Source organism: Desmospora activa DSM 45169, from assembly GCF_003046315.1.
GTDB classification, from domain to species: domain Bacteria; phylum Bacillota; class Bacilli; order Thermoactinomycetales; family DSM-45169; genus Desmospora; species Desmospora activa.
The window spans coordinates 1,508,313-1,528,296 of the sequence record NZ_PZZP01000001.1; the positions used below are offsets into that span (position 1 = coordinate 1,508,313).

Annotated in this window: 19 protein-coding genes; all 19 read right to left on the minus strand. The window is 49.6% G+C overall.

What is annotated here, in order from left to right; all coding sequences use genetic code 11:
• Positions 1 to 37: 37 nt before the first annotated feature.
• Entirely contained in the window at positions 38 to 1,210 is a 1,173-nt protein-coding gene (locus C8J48_RS07395; RefSeq protein WP_245891191.1) for a helix-turn-helix domain-containing protein, read from the minus strand.
• Positions 1,211 to 1,251: 41 nt separating this feature from the next.
• The gene (locus C8J48_RS07400) at positions 1,252 to 2,478 is read right to left on the minus strand and encodes a helix-turn-helix domain-containing protein (RefSeq protein WP_170105267.1); all 1,227 of its coding nucleotides are present in this window, start codon (positions 2,476 to 2,478) and stop codon (positions 1,252 to 1,254) included.
• Between the two features lie 26 nt (positions 2,479 to 2,504).
• Positions 2,505 to 3,278, minus strand: coding sequence for a DUF3388 domain-containing protein (locus C8J48_RS07405; protein WP_107725671.1), 774 nt, complete (start codon positions 3,276 to 3,278; stop codon positions 2,505 to 2,507).
• A gap of 246 nt (positions 3,279 to 3,524) precedes the next feature.
• On the minus strand, positions 3,525 to 3,785 hold the full coding sequence (locus tag C8J48_RS07410; protein WP_107725672.1) for a DUF3243 domain-containing protein: 261 nt from the start codon (positions 3,783 to 3,785) through the stop codon (positions 3,525 to 3,527).
• Between the two features lie 74 nt (positions 3,786 to 3,859).
• Entirely contained in the window at positions 3,860 to 4,615 is a 756-nt protein-coding gene (gene ymfI / locus C8J48_RS07415; protein ID WP_170105269.1) for an elongation factor P 5-aminopentanone reductase, read from the minus strand.
• 82 nt (positions 4,616 to 4,697) lie between these two features.
• Positions 4,698 to 5,984, minus strand: coding sequence for an EF-P 5-aminopentanol modification-associated protein YfmH (gene yfmH, locus C8J48_RS07420; protein ID WP_107725674.1), 1,287 nt, complete (start codon positions 5,982 to 5,984; stop codon positions 4,698 to 4,700).
• A complete protein-coding gene (gene yfmF, locus C8J48_RS07425; protein ID WP_245891090.1) occupies positions 5,971 to 7,272 on the minus strand; it encodes an EF-P 5-aminopentanol modification-associated protein YfmF in 1,302 nt (433 codons plus the stop codon). Before yfmF ends, yfmH begins: the two co-directional genes overlap by 14 nt.
• A gap of 169 nt (positions 7,273 to 7,441) precedes the next feature.
• On the minus strand, positions 7,442 to 8,380 hold the full coding sequence (locus C8J48_RS07430; protein ID WP_107725676.1) for an ABC transporter permease: 939 nt from the start codon (positions 8,378 to 8,380) through the stop codon (positions 7,442 to 7,444).
• Positions 8,380 to 9,435: an ABC transporter permease gene (locus C8J48_RS07435; protein WP_107725677.1), complete on the minus strand. Its 1,056-nt coding sequence runs from the start codon at positions 9,433 to 9,435 to the stop codon at positions 8,380 to 8,382. The genes C8J48_RS07430 and C8J48_RS07435 overlap by 1 nt, the downstream gene beginning before the upstream one ends.
• On the minus strand, positions 9,435 to 10,943 hold the full coding sequence (locus tag C8J48_RS07440; protein ID WP_107727635.1) for an ABC transporter ATP-binding protein: 1,509 nt from the start codon (positions 10,941 to 10,943) through the stop codon (positions 9,435 to 9,437). The genes C8J48_RS07435 and C8J48_RS07440 overlap by 1 nt, the downstream gene beginning before the upstream one ends.
• A 104-nt stretch (positions 10,944 to 11,047) precedes the next feature.
• Entirely contained in the window at positions 11,048 to 12,085 is a 1,038-nt protein-coding gene (locus C8J48_RS07445; protein ID WP_107725678.1) for a BMP family lipoprotein, read from the minus strand.
• 364 nt (positions 12,086 to 12,449) lie between these two features.
• Entirely contained in the window at positions 12,450 to 14,783 is a 2,334-nt protein-coding gene (locus tag C8J48_RS07450; RefSeq protein ID WP_107725679.1) for an FtsK/SpoIIIE family DNA translocase, read from the minus strand.
• 122 nt (positions 14,784 to 14,905) lie between these two features.
• On the minus strand, positions 14,906 to 15,121 hold the full coding sequence (locus tag C8J48_RS07455) for a YlzJ-like family protein (RefSeq protein ID WP_107725680.1): 216 nt from the start codon (positions 15,119 to 15,121) through the stop codon (positions 14,906 to 14,908).
• On the minus strand, positions 15,118 to 15,849 hold the full coding sequence (locus C8J48_RS07460) for a ClpP family protease (protein ID WP_107725681.1): 732 nt from the start codon (positions 15,847 to 15,849) through the stop codon (positions 15,118 to 15,120). The genes C8J48_RS07455 and C8J48_RS07460 overlap by 4 nt, the downstream gene beginning before the upstream one ends.
• A gap of 198 nt (positions 15,850 to 16,047) precedes the next feature.
• On the minus strand, positions 16,048 to 16,254 hold the full coding sequence (locus tag C8J48_RS07465; RefSeq protein ID WP_107725682.1) for a YqaE/Pmp3 family membrane protein: 207 nt from the start codon (positions 16,252 to 16,254) through the stop codon (positions 16,048 to 16,050).
• A 131-nt stretch (positions 16,255 to 16,385) separates the two neighbouring features.
• The gene (locus tag C8J48_RS07470) at positions 16,386 to 16,814 is read right to left on the minus strand and encodes a hypothetical protein (RefSeq protein WP_245891091.1); all 429 of its coding nucleotides are present in this window, start codon (positions 16,812 to 16,814) and stop codon (positions 16,386 to 16,388) included.
• A 113-nt stretch (positions 16,815 to 16,927) separates the two neighbouring features.
• Positions 16,928 to 17,968: a 1-aminocyclopropane-1-carboxylate deaminase gene (locus tag C8J48_RS07475; protein ID WP_211316601.1), complete on the minus strand. Its 1,041-nt coding sequence runs from the start codon at positions 17,966 to 17,968 to the stop codon at positions 16,928 to 16,930.
• A 123-nt stretch (positions 17,969 to 18,091) separates the two neighbouring features.
• A complete protein-coding gene (locus tag C8J48_RS07480; protein WP_211316602.1) occupies positions 18,092 to 18,835 on the minus strand; it encodes a YheC/YheD family protein in 744 nt (247 codons plus the stop codon).
• 2 nt (positions 18,836 to 18,837) lie between these two features.
• Positions 18,838 to 19,953 carry a 2-aminoethylphosphonate aminotransferase gene (locus tag C8J48_RS07485; protein ID WP_107725683.1) on the minus strand — a complete coding sequence of 372 codons (1,116 nt, stop codon included), beginning with the start codon at positions 19,951 to 19,953 and terminating at the stop codon, positions 18,838 to 18,840.
• Positions 19,954 to 19,984: the final 31 nt, after the last annotated feature.

The following is a 19,984-nucleotide window of genomic DNA, read 5'->3' on the forward strand; positions in this document are numbered from 1 at the left end:
TCTCATGTCAAAAGGCTCCCGAGATATTCGAGAGCCTTTAATTCACCCGGTTGATTTGAATTTGTTTACTGCCTTGATAATTGGTATTCACCTTTTTACCGTTTACAGTAACATCGACATTGGAAGCATTACCCAGCTGCAACCACAGGGTTTTTCCATCTTCATATGAAAACGGAAAAGTGTCACCAGTATTTAACACTTTATCTTCCAACATCCCTCCCGCCTCCTGGCTTCGAATCTGAAACCAGCACTCTCCTGTTGCCTTCAGTTGCAGTTCAATCTGATCCGCACCCGTCAATTCATAGCGGTCGTGAATGTTCTCTCCGGTTTCGATTGGGGTTAATACCGTATCTGAAGCTGGAGCGGAATCCGTTTCTTCCGCTCTCTCTTCAGCAGCTGCTGTTTCGCCCTCTGTTTTTTCCGATGTCTCCGGTTGCGCGTCGCCCCCATCGCTGAAGAACGTCAACCAGATCAAGCCAATCGTAGCGGGAATCAAGAGGATGGCACCCCACTTGAGCAAGCGAATATGCCATGTCACTAGCGTCTGTTTGGAACTTTTTCCTTCCTTACCCCGTTTGGAACGAGCGGTGCGGGAAAGTTGATTTCCATCTTCAGCATGAGTGCTATGTAAGCGGGAGCTTTGCTGATCCTCTTCTGCTTCAACGACTGGCGAAGGAGGAAGTGACTGTCTCGTCTTCTTTCGTGGAGACAGTCCTAACTCCTGCGGCTCCGGCATATCCGGTGGCAGGCTGGGGCGGCGTGCCCCACTGGATCCCCGAGAGGGAAGCGCCAGTTGGCCTGCAGCCGTCTCCTCGACGGCAGCTCCGCTCTCGGGATGTCCCTGCCGCCGGTCGTTTTTTCCCCGCCGTGATCCAACCTGCTTCCCATCTTCCCCCGATAACGGTTCAGGGGGGAGTGTTCGTCTCCGTTGGTGTGTTCCCGTCTTCGGGGAGGGTCGAGTGGAGCGACGAGATTCCACGCCTCCACCGGTCCTTCGTACTTGTTGCACTAAGGATTTTGGATCCAACCCCAGACTGCTTCCATAGGTGCGCAGGTAGGCGCGGGCATAATAGGGGCTGGGCAAACTGTTCCAATCCCCGGCTTCTAATGCAGCCAGATAGGAAACATGAATCTGGGTTTCTTCTGCCATCTCCTCAAGGGTATAACCCATCGATTCTCTGGCTTGCCGGAGTCGGTGACCGATTTCCATCGACACCCCGGCCCACCTCCTACAATGAAAATCAGAACGATTTATTTCTCCAACTGAATGCGATAACTTTTAGGAACATCTTGGGCTGTGGTATCGATCTCCAAGCCGTTAACCTTAATCTCGGTGTTGGAGGGTGATCCTAAGCGGAACCATACCATCGTATCATCGGTGATCTTTTTGCGGTCGCCAATCTGGAGCTCAAAAGCCTCTCCATCGGAATCGTTCACTTTATTGCCGAAGCGAAATTGGCTATCTCCTTTGTTTGCCTTAATCTCAATTTCAATCTGTTCCGCCCCTTCCAGGGTGTACAGATCCCCCTCCATATCGCTTCCGGATTCCGCCACCTGCAGCTTAATCTCATCCGGGGTTTGGGCATCCACTGTCGGAGTGCTACCACTGTTGGCTGTATCCTGATTTTGTGGTTGCTCCGAATCGATCGCCTGTGAGGAGGTAAACGGCCACACACCGGAAACATACGCGCCGAGAGGAATCAATATCAGTGCGCCGACAGCGGCTACGCGTACAAACCAGTTCGCTTTTTTCTTTTTCGGTTTCCCGTCCCCCTGCTCGATCCCTCTACTCACCTCTTGGCTTACCCGACGAGGAGTAAAGGTGTTCTGGCTGACCGATTCCTGCTTGGAAGCAGAGCGCGTCGGTTGCGGTTGCATCGGTTGTGGTTGCATCGCGGCCGGTTGCATTCGCTGGGTGGCTTGTCCCATTTGTTCAACAGCTGGTGTCGACGGTGAGGGGGGTGTAGCACGAGAAGACTGGTATTCTTGCGCTGGTGGTTTCGACGGTTGTGTCGGTTGAACCGGTGGGGTTTGACCTGTATAGTATTGCGCCTGCTGCTGTTGCTCGTCCATCGACGGCTGTGTCGGTTGAACTGGTGGTGCCATTCGTTGCGACTGCGGTGAATAAGTGCGCCCGATACGGGGATGAGTGCCGGACATCTTATTGCGGGTGGGAGGTAGCGTCGGCCTGTTGTCTGATTTCTGCGGCGAGGGTTGGGACATTCGACGGACAGAGGGACGCCCCGACGCGGCATATCGCTCATAACGATCGAGCAGCGGTTGCGCGTCCAAACCGAGGCTATGTGCATATGTGCGTAAAAAAGCCCGCACATAAAATGCACTGGGTAAGGCGTCGTATTGATCGTTTTCCAGAGCACGCAGGTACTCGATATGGATCTTGGTGCTCTTTTGCACTTGATCCAAGGTGTAACCCAACGATTCACGGGTTTGTTTCAGATAAGAACCGATACCTGACACATGGGACACCTCCTATTTTCCTTTCCTTATCGTATATCAAAGGCCGCCATATCATTGTCCAAAACCTCATATGAGATGGCTTCATCGGGATGATTGCGCAGCTCGATAATATAATCAAAATCAGCAAAAGTAAATTCCGTTTCCCGCACAAAAATATCCGGGTGTTCAATTACCTTGGTTGCCCCCATACGCATAATCTCCTGCACCAACAAATGGTGTCGTTCAGTCGAGCGCAGGGTGGAGACGATCCCGTCGATGATATACACATTGTTGGGAGTCATCTCATCATCTGCCAATTGTTTGCGAACCGTTTGCTTTAGCAGCGTCGAGGATAAAAAGGTCCATCGTTTATTGGCACATACGCTGGAAGCGACGATGGATTCCGTCTTGCCCACACGGGGCATCCCTCTGACTCCCACTACTTGATGCCCTTCTTTTTGGAACAGCTCGGCCATAAAGTCAACCAGTAATCCAAGCTCTTCCCGGGTAAAACGATAGGTTCGCTCATCCTCCAGACAACGATCCAAGTAGCGTCCATGGCGAACGGCCATACGATCCATCAGTGTGGGTGGACGGATGGCGGTCACCGTGATATTGTCCACTCGATTCAGAATTTGTTTGAGTGCATCGATTTTTAATTCATCATCAGTTCTAAGAAGCATGCCACGCCGTTTGTTCTCTACTCCGTTAATGGTTAAGATATTAATGGAAAGCATCCCCAATAACGAGGCAATATCACCCAATAATCCAGGACGATTTTTGTGAATCTGATATTCTAAGTACCAATCATGACCGCCCATTCAAACACACCTTTCCCAGCAAATCCTCTATCAAAGTGTTCTGTAGATTGGAAAGCCGAGCAAATTTGGTTTTTAGTATATCATATGTTTAAGAAGAAGCGAACCCTATCCAGCTAAGAAATAATGGTGAATCAAAAACAAACGCCCTTATTTTAAAGGGCGCAATGCGATTAACAGATCCATAATAGGCCAATTGAGGGAAAGATCCACCTTTAGACGGATCTTTCCCTCTTGTTTTCTAATGTGTTAATGTTGCTGCTCTCCACCTTGGACCAGCCTTACCATCAACCCAGCAATTGTACGCTGCTCTTCTTCATCCGCACAATCCCATAACTCTTTTAACAACCGTTCTTGTTCGTTTTTAGGATCGACATCCTTCGCTAGATAATCCCCAATCTGATAGGCGACATCGGTGATCGCCTCTTTATCCATCCCAAAAGCTTCCCCTTGTTCCACCCGCTGGTTCAAGAAGTTTTTCCATTCTTGGAAGTTGTTCAAGACCGACATGGATATTTGCCTCCTTTTTCAAAACCTGTCTTCCATGGATAATATGATCCAAAGATACAATCTCTATTCCACCGTCAAACCGTCCACCCGCCGTCAATATGAAAGACTTGCCCCGTCACATAAGCCGCTTGTCTCTCACAGAGCCAACGAACCAACGAAGCTACCTCAGCAGGCTCTCCCAGCCTTCCTACCGGTATATCGGTAGCTAAAGCATGTTGTTCCACCGTTGTGAGCTGCTGATCCAACATCTCAGTCCGAATCGCTCCAGGAGCAACCGCGTTAACAGTGATTCCTGACGGTGCCGTCTCTTTCCCCAATGAGCGAACCAATCCGTTTAAAGCTCCCTTGGCGGTAGAATAAAGCACCTCTCCCGCTCCCCCGGACTCCCCCCAGACCGAAGAGAGAATGATGATGCGGCCATATCGGTTTCGCACCATATCAGGTAAAAGGCGTCGAATCAAGAAAAACGCCCCACGTACATGAACATCCATCACACGATCGTATTCCTCGTCATCCACCAGTTGGAACACATCACTCTCTCCTACAACGCCGGCGCTGTGCACCAATAGGGCAGGTGCCCCCCAAGCCTGTTCCACCTGATCCACCATTGCCTCCACTTGGGAGCGAAAGCGGACATCGCCTTGAACGGTTATCGCTTTCACTCCCTTTTTCCGACATCGATCAGCCACCCGTTCCGCCTGTTGGTGTGAGCGATTGTAGTTAATCGCCACATCCGCACCTGCATCAGCTAAAGCCTTCGCCACAGCGGCGCCGATCCCGCGGCTGCCACCAGAGATAAAGGCGATTTGATTCGCTAGATCCTTATTCACATCGCTCCCCCTCCCTTTTACAGAAAAACCGCGCCTGATCAGGCGCGGGCCAGCGTCGTATAAACCGTTCTCGGGTCAATCCCTAATGTGATCGCACCGTTGATACTGCAAAGCGCTCCCAATCGATATGCTCCTGCAAGCGTCGATTGACATCATCGGCAGAGAGCGATTCCAGCAAGGGCACGATCTGGAATAGATCGGCATCGTTAAACTTATAACGGGTAAAGCGGTTGGCGATCCATTCGGGAGAGTTGAGCGAACGCATATAGCCGCCTGTTTTTTTCTTACGAATCCGTTCCACCACATCAGCGGGAATGCCTTGTGCCTGGATTTCCGGTAAAGCCGCTTGAATCCGTTTCACGAGAGTGTCCGGGTCCGGTGTATCCCCTCCGATGACCGAAAAGCCATATCCTTGTTCCAAGCTGTAATCATAGCCAAAATGATCATCGATTAGCCCCTCATCATAGAGGGATTGGTACAGATCGGAGCCTTCGCCGAAAATCGCTTCCAACATCACCTCGGTCGCCAGCTCCTGCCGAACCAGGTCTTCCCCTTGCAGACGGACCGCATGGGGGCTCTCTTTAAAACCGAATAAGCATTTGGCGATCCCAACACTCAACTGAATCTCCAGCTGGGCTTGATTCACTTTCTCCGGCTCATCCGGGAAGAAGCGGCCGATTTCGTCCATCGCTTGATATGATTTTGCCGCCTGATTGTTGCGCACCAGCTCCATAATTGATTCCGGCTCAATCGCTCCCACCACAAACAACAACATATTGCTGGGGTGATAAAAGGTCTTGTAGCAGGTATAAAGCGCTTCTTTGTCGATTTTGGCGATCGACTCCACTGTTCCTGCGATATCGATTTTAACCGGATGGGCGGCATACATTGACTCAATCAATCCAAAGTAGGAACGCCAATCCGGGTTGTCGTCATACATGCGAATCTCCTGACCGATAATTCCTTTTTCCTTCTCTACCGATTGATCGGTAAAATACGGGTCCTGCACAAAATCGATCAGTGTAGTCAAGTTTTGTTCTACATTCTCCGTGCAAGAGAAGAGATAGGCAGTGCGGTCAAAGCTGGTAAAAGCATTGGCGGAAGCGCCTTGTTGTGAAAAAAGATTAAATACGTCTCCGTCTTTTTTCTCAAACATTTTGTGCTCCAAAAAGTGAGCAATGCCGTCAGGAACTTGAATTTCCTCACCACCCGGCGGCTGAAAGTGATTGTCGATCGAACCGTAACGGGTGGTAAAAGTAGCATAGGTTTTATTAAAACCCGGTTTCGGCAGTAAATAAACTTGCAGTCCATTGGGCAATTGTTCATAGTACAACGTCTCTTCTAACTGTTGATGTTCAATCCGTTCCATCGTCGGCTCCTCCCTTCTGATCCCGCAGAAAGTATATCGTATCCAGCTTCACCTGGCGGGCGATGGCGATTACATCCTCCTGCGTCACCGCTTCCAACTCCTGGATCATCTCTTCCAAAGGACGCTCCCGACCTGACAGCACACCGTGATAGTGTGCATCGATCAAATCGTATGCCCGGTCTTGCCGTTCACGCAGTTGATGAATCAACATCGTGCGGGTTTGGGACCATTCCGTATCGTTGATTTTTCCTTGGGCCATCATTTCAATCTGCTCCTGAATGATATCGACCGCCCGTTGGTAGTTTTCAATCTCAATCCCCGACTGTACCGTTAAGATCCCTTTGTGGCTTTCGATCCGGGAAGCAGCGTAATAAGCGAGACTCGCCTTTTCGCGCACATTGATAAACAGCTTAGAATGTGGAAATCCACCTAGAATCCCGTTATACATCAACAGGGCGGGATAAGCGTCATCCACCAGCGTAACCGGCGTGCGGAAGCCCATATTAAGCTTGCCTTGTTTGATATTTAGCCGGTCGACCACATGTTTTACCTCGTTCACTTCCGTCCGCACTTGGGTGCGCTGTGGGGTTGAACGCTTCCCTCCTTCCACTTGAAAATGGCGCTTCACCAACGACTCCACTTCCGCCCGCGACAGATGGCCGACAAAGTACAAATCCAGCGGTCGGGATTGTAATAATTGACGATAGTATGTATAAAGAGTGTCCGCGTCGATGTGATCGAAATCTTCCACACGCCCATGGTTAAACAAGGCATAGGGTTCGCCGGCACACATCTCAGAGACGCAACGATGGGCAGCATAACGGATTTTATCATCCATGAGACTCTCAATTTTTTGCCTTAGATTCTTTTTTTCCGCTTGGACAAAGCCGTCTGCAAATCGGTCCCCATCCGTCGCCGGGTGTAGCAATACTTCGCCTAAAAAAGCCGCCCCTTCCTCCAACAAAGAGGAGGTGCCGGATAAAAACCGTTCATTGGCCACTTCTAACCCCAACTGCAATACGTGGTTTTCCCCTCGTTTGCCCACATCACCGAACAGACCGGCACCGTACAGCTCATCCAACTTCCGTTTTAGGCCCAGGGTTGTTGGATACGAGCGTGTGCCCCGCTGTAATACACTGGGTAGTAGCGCGTGTTGTGTTACATGTTGGGAAGATAGCTCCTGTTGCACCATTGCCATCAACAGATTGGTCTTAAATTTTTCCGTGGAACAGACGTGCACATGCACATTTCCCGCTTGAAAGCTTTCAAAACGCAGCGATTCCGTCACAACCACACCCCTTTTCTTTGTTCGTGTCTTTTTCATTATAGAGGATCGCTTCCGTCATGGAAAAGATCTACTTCCTATTGTTCCATAGTATGACCGACCGTTAAAGAAATGTTTCCATACACACAAAAAACCGACCGCCAAAAAAGCGACCGGTTTCAACAGTGGATCATCAGCGACCATCGGCTTCATACGGTTTTCCTAAGGCACCAGGCCCTTCCGCCCGTCCGACAAAACCAGCCAAGGCGAGGATCGTCAAGATATAAGGCGTCATACTGAGCACCTCGGAAGGTACAAACGCCGTCAATCCAATCAATTGACCGATGAGGGAAAGGGAGACGGCAAATCCGAAAAAGGTGGCCGCTCCCAGCACGCCGAAGGGGTTCCATTTGCCAAAAATCAACGCCGCCAATGCGATAAATCCTTGTCCGGCAACAGTCGTCTGGTTAAATTCACTGGCGATGGCGATGGAAAGCCCCGCCCCACCAAGGCCTGCTAAGGCTCCACTGATCAGAACCGCAATATAGCGCAACCGGATCACGGAAATGCCATTGGTCGCTGCCGCTCGCGGATGTTCCCCCACCGCGCGCAAACGCATACCAAAGGGGGTGCGGTACAGAATGACATAGGAGAGGATGACCACAATCACAGCGATATAAGTAGTGGGAAAGGCGTTAAACAATGCGGGTCCGATCACCGGAATCTCGGTTAACCCGGGAATCGGCAGCCGGTTCAATGTATCCGCAGACGGAATGGCTGGTGTTTGTGCCGCGCCGTCGTACATCGATTTCACCGTATAGACCGCAATTCCTAGTGCGAGAAAATTAATGGCAACCCCACTAACCACCTGATCAGCGCGAAATGTAATCGACGCCACCGCGTGTGGAACCGCGAACAGGATACCGGCAACCATAGCGACCAACAGCCCCACCCAAGGATTGCCGGTCATCAGCGTCGTGACGGCTGCAGCAAAAGCGCCGATGGTCATCAACCCTTCCAAGCCAATATTAACCACCCCGGACCGTTCCGAAAACAACCCGCCCATCGCCGCTAAGATTAGTGGTGTTGCATAAAGAACGGTGGTTTGTAGCACATTTGTCCATGTTTCCATCACTTTTTCACCGCCTTCAACTTCTGCATCAGCCAGCTAGCGACATTAGCAGCCACAAACAGGATAATCGCCGCAAACACGACCCGGATCACTTCAAAGGGTACACCGGCGGCAAACTGCATGCTGCTTCCCCCATAAGTGAGCACACCAAACAGGGTTGCGCTCAACACAATCCCGATCGGAGAATTGGCGCCTAAGAGAGCGACAGCGATTCCGTCAAAGCCGATTCCCGTAAAAGCCGACTGGATCGATAAATATTCGGAAGTACCCAACAGCTCGGTGGCTCCGGCCAACCCAGCGAAGCCGCCGCTGATCATCATCGATAAAATAATACCCCGTTTGACACCCATGCCTGCATACTCCGCCGCATGTTGATTGAGTCCGACCGCTCGCAATTCAAAGCCCAGAGTTGTGCGCCATAAGATAAAATACATCAAAAGTGCAGCCAACAGCGCCACAAAGATCCCCAAGTGAATCCGCGAGTGTCCAAATAGATCGGAGAGAAACTCCCAGCGCAACGATGCCGACTCCGGGATGCGGGCAGTAGAATCAGCCCCACTGGTCAGCCATTCCCGCACCGTCACATTGGCCAGATAAAGGGCGATAAAGTTCATCATAATGGTGATAATCACTTCATGAACCCCTCTAAGCGCCTTCAACAATCCTGGAATCGCCGCCCATAAGGCTCCGCCCAAAGCTCCGGCCATCACGGCGACTGTCACATGGATAACCGGTGGCAAGTCCAATTTTAAGCCGACAATCACCGCCACCAACTGGCCGATAATCAATTGTCCTTCTACCCCGATATTAAACAATCCCGTACGAAAGGCGAGTCCCACCGCTAAACCGGTGAGGATCAACGGTGTAATCGTCCGAATCGTCTCACCCATATCAAAGGGTTCTAAAAAAGCGCTTTGAAAGAGAGCACTATAAGCCACCAGCGGATTGTATCCCGCCACCAGCATCATAACCGCTCCTATCAACATCCCCATCAGTACCGAAATAACAGCCGCCAACAACGACGCCTGTTTATTGATTTTGGAGAGTAATTGCATCAGACATCCACCTCCGCCCCTGGTTGACCGCCAGCCATCAACAACCCGACTTCTTCTTCGGTGACGGTCGCCGGATCAACCCAACCGGCAATCTTTCCTTCATAGATGACGGCAACACGGTCGCTCAGTTTTAACACTTCATCCAGTTCAAGGGACATCAGGAGAACGGCCTTGCCACGATCCCGCTGTTCAATCAGGCGGCGATGGATAAACTCAATCGCCCCCACATCCAAGCCTCGGGTGGGTTGAGCAGCAATGAGGAGATCCGGGTCCCGATCCACTTCCCGGGCAATAATCCCTTTTTGTTGGTTGCCTCCTGATAAAGAGCGAGCCAAGGTGTGAACATCTGGCGTACGCACATCAAATTCCTGGATCAACTTGTCGGCGTAGCGATGTATCTGGGGAAACTGCATCACCATCCCCTTGGAAAAAGGAGCTTGAGCATAGGTTTGTAACACCATGTTTTCTCCGATAGAGAAATCGAGCACCAATCCGCGGCGATGACGATCCTCTGGGATATGCCCTACACCGGAACGGGTGATTTGCCGTGGTTTTTTATTGGTAATCGCTTTTCCATTGATTCGAACATGACCGGACCGGACTTTGCGCAAACCGGTGATCGCTTCCAGCAACTCCGATTGTCCGTTGCCGTCTACTCCGGCCAGTCCCACAATCTCCCCGGCACGCACATCCAAATCTAATCCTCGCACCGCATCAACCCCACGAGCATCGGCAACAACTAAATTTTCAACCGATAACACCTGTTCTGTGGGTTCAGCCGGTTTTTTATTCACTTGGAAAGAGACTTCCCGTCCCACCATCATCGCGGCTAAGCGGTTTTGGTCCGTCTCTTTCACATTGACGGAACCAATATAATTCCCACGCCGGATCACAGTAACCGTATCGCAAGCTTGTATAATCTCTTTTAATTTATGGGTGATAAAAATAATCGTTTTCCCTTCCCGAACGAGATTATGCATAATCTCAATCAACTCATCAATCTCCTGCGGAGCCAATACCGCTGTCGGCTCATCAAAAATGAGGATATCCGCCCCTCGATACAACGTTTTTAGAATCTCCACCCGCTGTTGCATGCCGACAGAGATATCGCGAATTCGAGCACGAGGATCGACACGTAATCCATACCGGTCCGAGATCTCCTGTACTTCCCGCTCTGCTTTTTCGCGGTCAATAAACCCGCGGCGGTTGGGCTCTACACCAAGAATAATATTTTCTGTTACAGTAAAGGGCTCTACCAACATAAAATGCTGATGAACCATCCCAATCCCCAACCTGCCTGCATCAGACGGTCCCGTAATCGTGACAGGATCGCCTTTAATGTGGATCTCTCCTTCATCAGGCTGATACAAGCCGAACAAGATGTTCATCAACGTCGATTTCCCGGCACCATTTTCCCCCAGCAATGCGTGAACCTCTCCCTGCTTCACCGTCAAATTGATGCCGTCATTGGCGACGATACCGGGAAATCGCTTCGTGATTTCTTTCATTTCCACGACGTTCAACGCAAAATCCCCCTTTCTTACCTGAGAAACAGGGCTAGCTTATCGCCAGCCCTGTTTCAATTGCCATCCAATTGATGCAGGTGAGAAACTTACTTCAAAAATGCCTTTAACTCCTTTTCAGTGGCAGGCACTTCAATTTCACCATCAATAATCTTCTGCTTATACTCATCCACGGTTTTTAATACATCCTCCGGAACGTGCTTATCCGTGTTTTCTGCGATATCCACACCGTCATCGGCCAAGCTTAGCTCCACCTGCTTACCGCCTTCAAACTTACCTTCTTTCAGATCTTTTACGATATCGAAAACAGCCACATCCACCCGTTTAATCATAGAACTGAGGGTATGATCCGGGGCTAGTTTCGACTGATCCATATCGACGCCGATCGCCCAATATTTCCCTTGCTCACGGGTTTTCACTTCGTCAAACAATCCTTTGCCAACGCCACCAGCAGCGTGATAAATCACATCGACGCCGTCATTATACATATTGGCGGCTAGCGAACGCCCTTTGGATACATCATTAAAGCTTTCTGCATAAGCGGGGACCACTTTGGCATCAGGGTTAGCCGATTTCACCCCGGCGGTAAAGCCCGCTTCAAACTTCTTGATCAGAGGGGAAGTTACCCCACCGATAAAGCCCACTTTATCCGTTTTTGTCATGGAGCCGGCAATCACTCCCATCAAAAAGGAGCCTTCCTCTTCCTTAAAGGTGACAGCCACGACGTTTTCCGGGATGTCTCCACCCAGATTGGTATCTACAATCCCAAACTTGGCATCCGGGAACTGATTGGCCACCTCAGGGAGTGCTTTTTCAAATTTAAACCCGATTCCCCAAGTGATATCGCGCCCATCACGAGCAAACTTGGTTAAGTTGGGAACATAATCTTCATCCCGTTTCGATTCGAGATAAGCGATGTCAGCGTTTAATTCTTTCTCTGCCTGTTGCAAACCGGCCCAAGAAATTTGGTTAAAAGATTCGTCGTTTAAACCGCCGGTATCGGTAACCAGAGCGGTGCTAAGTTCGGCTTTGTCGCCACCGTCGCTACTTCCCGCTCCGCCACAAGCAGTGGAAACAACCAATACAGCGCACAAGAGACCCGCTGCCCAAGCTTTTTTAAAAGACATTTACAAAAACCCCCTTGTGTGGTGGACAAACGGAAATCAACCAGACGATGGAAGTTTGATTGTATCAACCTCTATCCAATGGATTGATTGTACAAATGTCCTTCCAACCAAATCGTGAGCCTTTCCGTTATCCTGTCCAGCGTACATGCTCCTCTACTGTTATACCATGGGTTATCCCTTTTTGCTACTAGTTTGCGTTAAATACACCGCCTAAATACCTAGACAAAAATAAACAGGAGGGATTGCCTCCTGAGTAGTAAAATGGGCACAAACCGCTCTCCATATCCTCGCGCTACCGAGGATTACCCAAACGACCGTAGGAAGTGCCTGTGGTGAATCCCCTGCCTTTACGCATGGGGAGTGGTCAAGCATCCCGTTTTTGTTGATGAAGGTTCCATTGTTCAGGTCCCATCAACACTTCACGTGGTTTGCTCCCTTCATAAGGGCCGACGATGCCCCGTTGTTCCATAAAATCGATCAGCCGGGCCGCACGGGTATAGCCGATGCGGAGGCGACGCTGCAACAGCGAAACCGATGCGGTTTTAGCCTCCACCACAAGCTGGACTGCTTGCGGAAAAAGCTCATCCTCTACTTTTTGCTCCATCTCCTCGCCGACATCTTCTGGGATCATCTCTTCCTGATAACGTGCTTGCTGCTGATCACTCACAAACCGGACAACCGCTTCCACCTCTTTATCCGACAGAAATGATCCTTGTACACGGATCGGTTTAGAAGCTCCGACCGGCAAATATAACATATCCCCCCGTCCCAGTAACTTTTCGGCACCGCCCATATCCAAGATGGTGCGAGAGTCCGCTTGGGAGGAAACCCCAAAGGCGATGCGGGATGGGATGTTGGCTTTAATCACCCCGGTAATCACATCGACAGAGGGGCGTTGGGTAGCGATAATCAAATGGATTCCCGCCGCCCGGGCCATTTGCGCTAACCGGCAGATGGCATCTTCCACATCTGCGGGAGCCACCATCATCAAATCGGCTAACTCATCCACAATCACCACAATATAGGGAAGCGTGGCACCCTCTTTTCCTTCCCGCTCTTGTTGAATCCGATTATACCGCTCAATATCTCGGGCACCGGAATCAGCAAAAAGCTCATAGCGCTTCTCCATCTCCGCCACCACTTTTTTTAGAGCAATCGCCGCTTTGCGTGAATCGGTCACCACCGGTGTCAACAGATGGGGGATGCCATTGTAGATATTTAACTCCACCATCTTAGGATCGATCATCATAAACTTCACTTCATTGGGCTTCGCTTTATACAGGATACTGCAGATGATATCGTTGATACAGACACTTTTTCCCGCCCCCGTGGCACCAGCCACCAACAAATGCGGCATCTTTGCCAGGTCGCCTACAATCGGCTCGCCCGAGATATCCCGCCCCAGACCGATGGAAAGCTTAGACGGTGATTCATGATAATGGGAGCTTTCCAGCACATCGCGCAAACCGACGATGGAGATCTCCGGATTGGGTACCTCAATCCCCACGGCCGCCTTCCCGGGAATGGGAGCCTCGATGCGAATATCCTTAGCCGCCAGCGATAAGGCAATATCATCGGACAGATTAACGATGCGACTCACTTTGACACCAATATCGGGTTGCACCTCATATCGGGTCACAGCAGGCCCCCGATGAATTTGCGTCACTCTAGCCTTGACGCCAAAACTGGCCAACGTGGCCTCTAGCTTTTTGGCGTTTTCCGTCATGTCGAGACGTTCACGGCTACGCCCTTTGTTTTTTGGCTTTTCCAACAGCGAATAAGGAGGAAGCCGGTATTCCGACATATCCTGATCATGGTTGAATTGAACGACCACACCACCCGTATTTTTTTCTTCTTTTGGCCCACTCTCCAGCGGTGGTGAAACTTTTTTCTCCACCTTCGATGGGGAAGGGGGTTCTTGTCCTGGTGGAAACAATTCCGGTTGTTCCCACCTCTTTGGAACCTCTTTGTCGGAAAAGTCGTGAATTACTGGTATTTCCTCTTCCGCTACAGTCTCTTTTTTCATCCGTTTTGGTTTTTGTTTATGCAAATCCCTCTGTTTCATCCGGCCGACGATCTGACTCAAACGGGCTTTCCACTCCTGGAGCGTTTGCCGACTCCAATCGCGCAAACGCTCCATTGTCTGCACAAAAGAAAATCCACTCGCCAACAGTGCTCCTGCGATCCCCACAGCAACAACTGCAATCGTAGAACCGCCTCGATCAAACAGATAGAGAAACAAGGCGTAACCCAATGCCCCTACCATCCCTCCGCCAATATCTGTCGGCAAACGGGATTGCCGTTCCTCCAGGATCAAATCCCAGGTGACCGGAATAACGGACCCGTCCAGTCCCCGTTGTTGAAGACCGTCAAATGTATCGATATGGTTCCAAATCAAAAACGCCAACAATAACAACAGCATCCCCGTCCACCGGGATGACCACTCCTGCGGCCACTGCCGCTTCAATGCCAGATAACCCGCAACGAAAATACCGGCCAAAGGTAAAAGGAAATCCCAGTTACCAACAAAAAAACGGGACAGGTATGTAAACGATCGGCCCACCGCTCCCAGTTGTGCAATGGTCAGAAGAGACAGGGTCAGCAAAATGATGGCATACAGTTCAAATCGAATGGCCTCCTTTAACACCGCTACTTTAGATGCTTTCGCCTTCTTTTTTCTACCTTTGGATTTTGCCATTTCGATCACCTTTTTCCACCGCTCGTTTCACCACCATTATAGCATGGAAAGAGCCTCCAATTATAGTACAAAACCCCCTCCATGTGATTTGAAGGGGGTTTGTTGCGGTAATAACGCATTTGTCATTGTAGTGGAATCGCAATTGATTGACCCGGCTGATAGCGAGCGTCCAGATAATGGTGGGGTTCCGGGGACAGAAGACGCTGGATACGCCCTTGTCCTGGACCAATCATCTCTACTTGCATCATCACCCCATTGATACTCACTTCCCGCACATTTGAGATTTCCGTTTCATCCGTCAAAGCCGTCTCCGCCGGTATCACTGAATAATAGATCATTGAACAATCCCTCCACTGCGGCTCTCTTCTATTTGCCGGTTGAGTTCTGCCAACGCTTCCCCCAATCCTCCCACACGGTCGATTAACCCGTGTTGAACGGCATCCGAGCCGATCACATTGGTTCCGATGTCTCGGGCTAACTCTCCAGTACGAAACATCAATTCCCGGAATTGTTCCTGTGAGATATTGGAATGGTTGGCCACAAATCGAATCACCCGTTCCTGCATCTTTTCCATGTATTCAAAGGTTTGCGGCACACCCACCACTAACCCCGTCAACCGAACTGGATGAATCGTCATGGTAGCCGTCTCCGCGATAAAGGAGACATTGGCGCTGACAGCGATCGGCACCCCGATGCTGTGCCCTCCCCCCAACACCAATGAAACCGTGGGTTTGCTCATAGACGCGATCATTTCAGCGATCGCCAACCCCGCTTCTACATCGCCGCCGACGGTATTCAAAATAACGATGATGCCTTCGATGTTTTCATTTTGCTCCGCCGCTACAATCTGGGGGATTACATGCTCATACTTTGTCGTTTTGTTTTGGGCTGGCATCACCAAGTGGCCTTCCACCTGCCCAATCACCGATAAACAATAAATATTGGATTCCAATTGCGGCACATTGGCTTGCCCCAATTGCCGAATCGCGTCCATTGCGTTCTTTTTGTGTGTATCCTTATCCCGTTCCACTTCCGGTGCCGGCTGAGTGGTCGTTTCATCTGACATGATTCGCCCTCCTTTTCCAACCCTAGTATGCTCTGGAGAATGGAACACATACAGAAGCGAAAAAAACACCCTGTTTACAGGGTGTAAAGGTGAAAAATTTGAGAACAGAGGGCAGCAGGTGCACCGAATATCCTTTATCGGGCACTTCGCGGAAATCAGCCTCCCGGTTTTACCAACTCAATCTTTGGGTCTTGGCGCCTATGCTCGCTTTCTTACGGCAGCCAGATACTCCGCCTGCCGTTTTGCTCGTTTATCCGCTTTGTATTCGTTCACCACTAGAATGGCATGAATCATACCGGGAAGCCATCCAATTAAAGTGAGGATCAGGTTGAGCAAGGCTTGGAATGGCTTTCCTACAAACAAAACCGCAACCGGTGGAAGAATGACCGCGAGTAAATATAGCATGATGACGGCTCCTTTCAATACGGATTCCTTTTTATCTTATACAGAATTCCATTTTTGTTCCACGGCGAAAAAAAACCGCCCAACAACAAGTAGCGGCGGGAAAATTTTTTTGATGACTAAAATTTCTCTTCCTATCGTGTTCCCGTCATTTGGCTCGTCAGTTGCTTTGCATTTCGCAAATGGAGTTCCGTATAATCCTGCCAACGGATTATCGTTTCTACAAACGTTTTGTACGCAGCGGGAGCCGCATTTCTCATCACTTGTAAACCAGCACGTACATCACGGTCTTGCCGTTCTGCGTTTTGAATGCAAGCGGTTAGTGTCTTCATCAGCGAGCGGGCACTCTCTCCGCTCTGCAATCGTCGCGCTGATCCTAGTGCCGTCACCCGATGATACGATGCCGGAACCAGATGACTGTGCATTTCCGCATTCCCTTGTAAATTTTCCGTTTCCGGAATGTGAAACAACTGCGAACTCATGGAGCAAACCATTTCTTCCCCGTACATACTGCGGTTAAGTTCCGCCACGACAGACTGCCATGATTGATGGATCCCAAACACCCTACAACACCTTCCCTGAGAATTTGGGCGAGTCGCCTGCCATATTGTATGTTGAATTTCAATTTTAGCGATTGATCGGAAAACAAATCAGTTTAGAATTTGGTCCCAAACGATTAGCCGAACAGGGCACTGTAGCCGTTGAGGGCGGGTTGGCCTCCCAAGTGAACATAAAGGACTTTAGCGTCTTTGTCGATGTCGCCACTTGTCACGAGATCGATCAACCCTGCCATCGATTTCCCCTCATATACCGGATCAGTAATCAATCCCTCCGTACGAGCAGCCAGCCGCATGGCATTTAGAGTAGACTCATCCGGAATACCGTATGTACCCGCATGGTAATCTTCGTTGAGAATGATTTCCTCATCAGTAAGATCGCGATCGACACCGATAAGTTCAGCAGTGTTGCGAGCAATCCGTGCTACCTGTCCCCATGTTTCCTCGGGCTTGGCGGAACCGTCAATGCCGATGATTCGTCGTGGTTTCCCTCCCAGTGCGGCAAATCCGGCAATCATACCTGCTTGCGTACTGCCCGTGACTGAACAGACTACAATGGTGTCAAAGAACATACCAAGTTCACGTTCCTGCTCAGCAAGCTCGAAAGCCCAGTTTGCAAAACCGAGTCCACCCAGTCGGTGGTCCGATGCCCCCGCGGGGATGGCGTAAGGTTTTCCCCCGGAAGCTTCGATCTCAGCGAGCGCCTGCTGCCAGCTTTCTTTAAAGCCGATACCGAAGCCTGATTGCACCAAACGCACATCCGCACCCATCAACCGGGACAACAAAATATTTCCAACCTTATCGTACACCGCATCTGGCCAATCAACCCAGCTCTCCTGGACAAGCACACACTTGAGCCCGGCACGAGCCGCAGCTGCCGCCACCTGGCGGGTATGGTTGGACTGTACACCACCGATCGATACCAACGTATCACAACCCTGGGCCAATGCGTCGGCGACCAGATACTCAAGCTTGCGCGTTTTGTTGCCGCCATAGGCAATCCCAGAATTACAATCCTCCCGTTTCGCCCATACCTCCGCACCGCCCAAGTGAGCCGTCAACCGGTCCAACCGATGGACAGGGGATGGACCAAACAACAGCGGGTAGCGGTTAAACACGTTGAGAGACAAAGAATCTACCTGTTCGCTTTTCTTTTCCATATCCATCCTCCAGAAAAAACAATGTTGATGAGGGGTTGTCTATATAAGTATAAGATACAGGCAGATTTATTTCAGTAATCGAATGCCCCTCATCATAGCAATAAACGATCTTATAAAGAAGCGTTACCCTTGTTTGTATGCCTTAATTCGACGATACATCGATTTGTCTTCCATTTTGCGAAAGTGGGACATCATGGGGGATGTGTTGGCTTCAATCACCCAAATATGACCTTTCTGATCCAAACCCATGTCCAATCCATAGATACGATGGTGAGGAAATAACTTGGTCAATCTTCGAGCTGACAATAAAGCAACTTGATCGATCTTTGCAGTCAGTTCGCTTACAGAAATGTGCTCTAAGCTCGATCGTTCAATTGCAGTCTCCACCGTGAGCAGTGTTCCTTTACTTCTTGTAATGTTCGTGACGATATACCCTTTTCCGGCCACTTTGGCCACTTTCCCTGTTACTTTCCATGAGCGGGAATTTTTTTTTCGTTGAACGATTATTCGTATATCAAATGGACGGTTGTCGATTTCGGACAGTCTGACTCGCCGCTGAATCAGATATCTTCGGGATCCAATCTTTTTTTTGATATGGTTGACCACATTTTCAAATTCTGTGATTTCCTTTTTTTTGTTTTCCGTGTGGATTTCATAACCGTTTTCTTTTAAAAACGACACCTTGATCACACCCGATCCACGACTTCCTATCACTGGTTTCAAAATTACCTCTCCATAACGGGTAATCATCTTCTGCAACGATTCAGCGGTAAAAAAACAGGTCTTCGGCATATGGGGAGCCAAATGGGTACTCTTCACCATATATGAATATTTAAACCATTTATCGCCTCTTCGAATTTTTTTCATGGTTATTCCCCTTTCGAAACATAACCGATCGAATGTAGGTAACGTTCAAACAAACTTAAAAACGCTTCAATATCTTTGTGATCAATCTCACCGATGTTGGCGATTCTAAAGGTTTTTAGCTGTTCCAGTTTGCCCGGATATACGGTATAACCCCGACTGTAAAAGTAGTCGTGCATGCGATTGAAATCATACCTGGAGCAATCCGGTTCACGGATGGCCGTAATCAATTTGGAGTGATGTTTCTCTGGGACGATATGATTGAATCCAAGCCGTGCAATTCCCTTCGTCAACGTTTCCCACGATTTGACGTATCGTCTGTATCGGCTCACGACTCCTTCTTGTTTCAACTCCATAATCGCCTGTTTAAGGGCATATAAGGTTTGTACAGGAGGTGTAAAACGCATCTGGGAAGTTTGGGAAAAAAACTGATATTGCTTATACAGATTTAAATAATAATTTCGCGGATGATGATGCCGAATGCGTTCCAACTTGCTGCGATCTGCGATTACAAAAGCCAACCCTGCCATTCCCTGCAAGTTTTTATTGGAACTGGCGGCCAGGAAACTAATATTCATGCTTCTCATCTGGATGGGGATCGCTGCAAAGGAACTTATTGCATCCACGATCAACTCGATTTGGTGTTTTCGGCAAATTTGACCGATCGACTCTATATCATTTAAGAGACCGGTAGTCGTTTCATGGTGAACAACGGCAAGATGTGTAATCGTTCGGGAAGAGTGGTTAATCCGCTTTTCTAAGGCGTTTAAGTCGATTCCCTTCTCAGGAGAACTATTAAATATTTGAAAATCGAGTCCGTAGGCGTCCGCAATCTCACACATCCGTTTACCGTAGGCACCATTGTTGACAATGAGCAATGTACCCTCATCCACAACCGAACTTAAAATGGATTCCACCGCCGCCGTTCCTGAACCGCCAAACAATATCGTCGCAATCGGTTTTGGATCACCCACCAATCGGGTTAATTCAATACAGATCCATGCCATCAATTGGCCAAATTCCGCTTCACGGGGGCATATATCGGGAACGACTTGAGCGTATTTGACACGATCCGATGTAGTAGCGGGTCCAGGCGTCAACAGAATATTTCTTTTAACCATCTTCTCACCTTCGTTTATTCAGAGAGTAAAT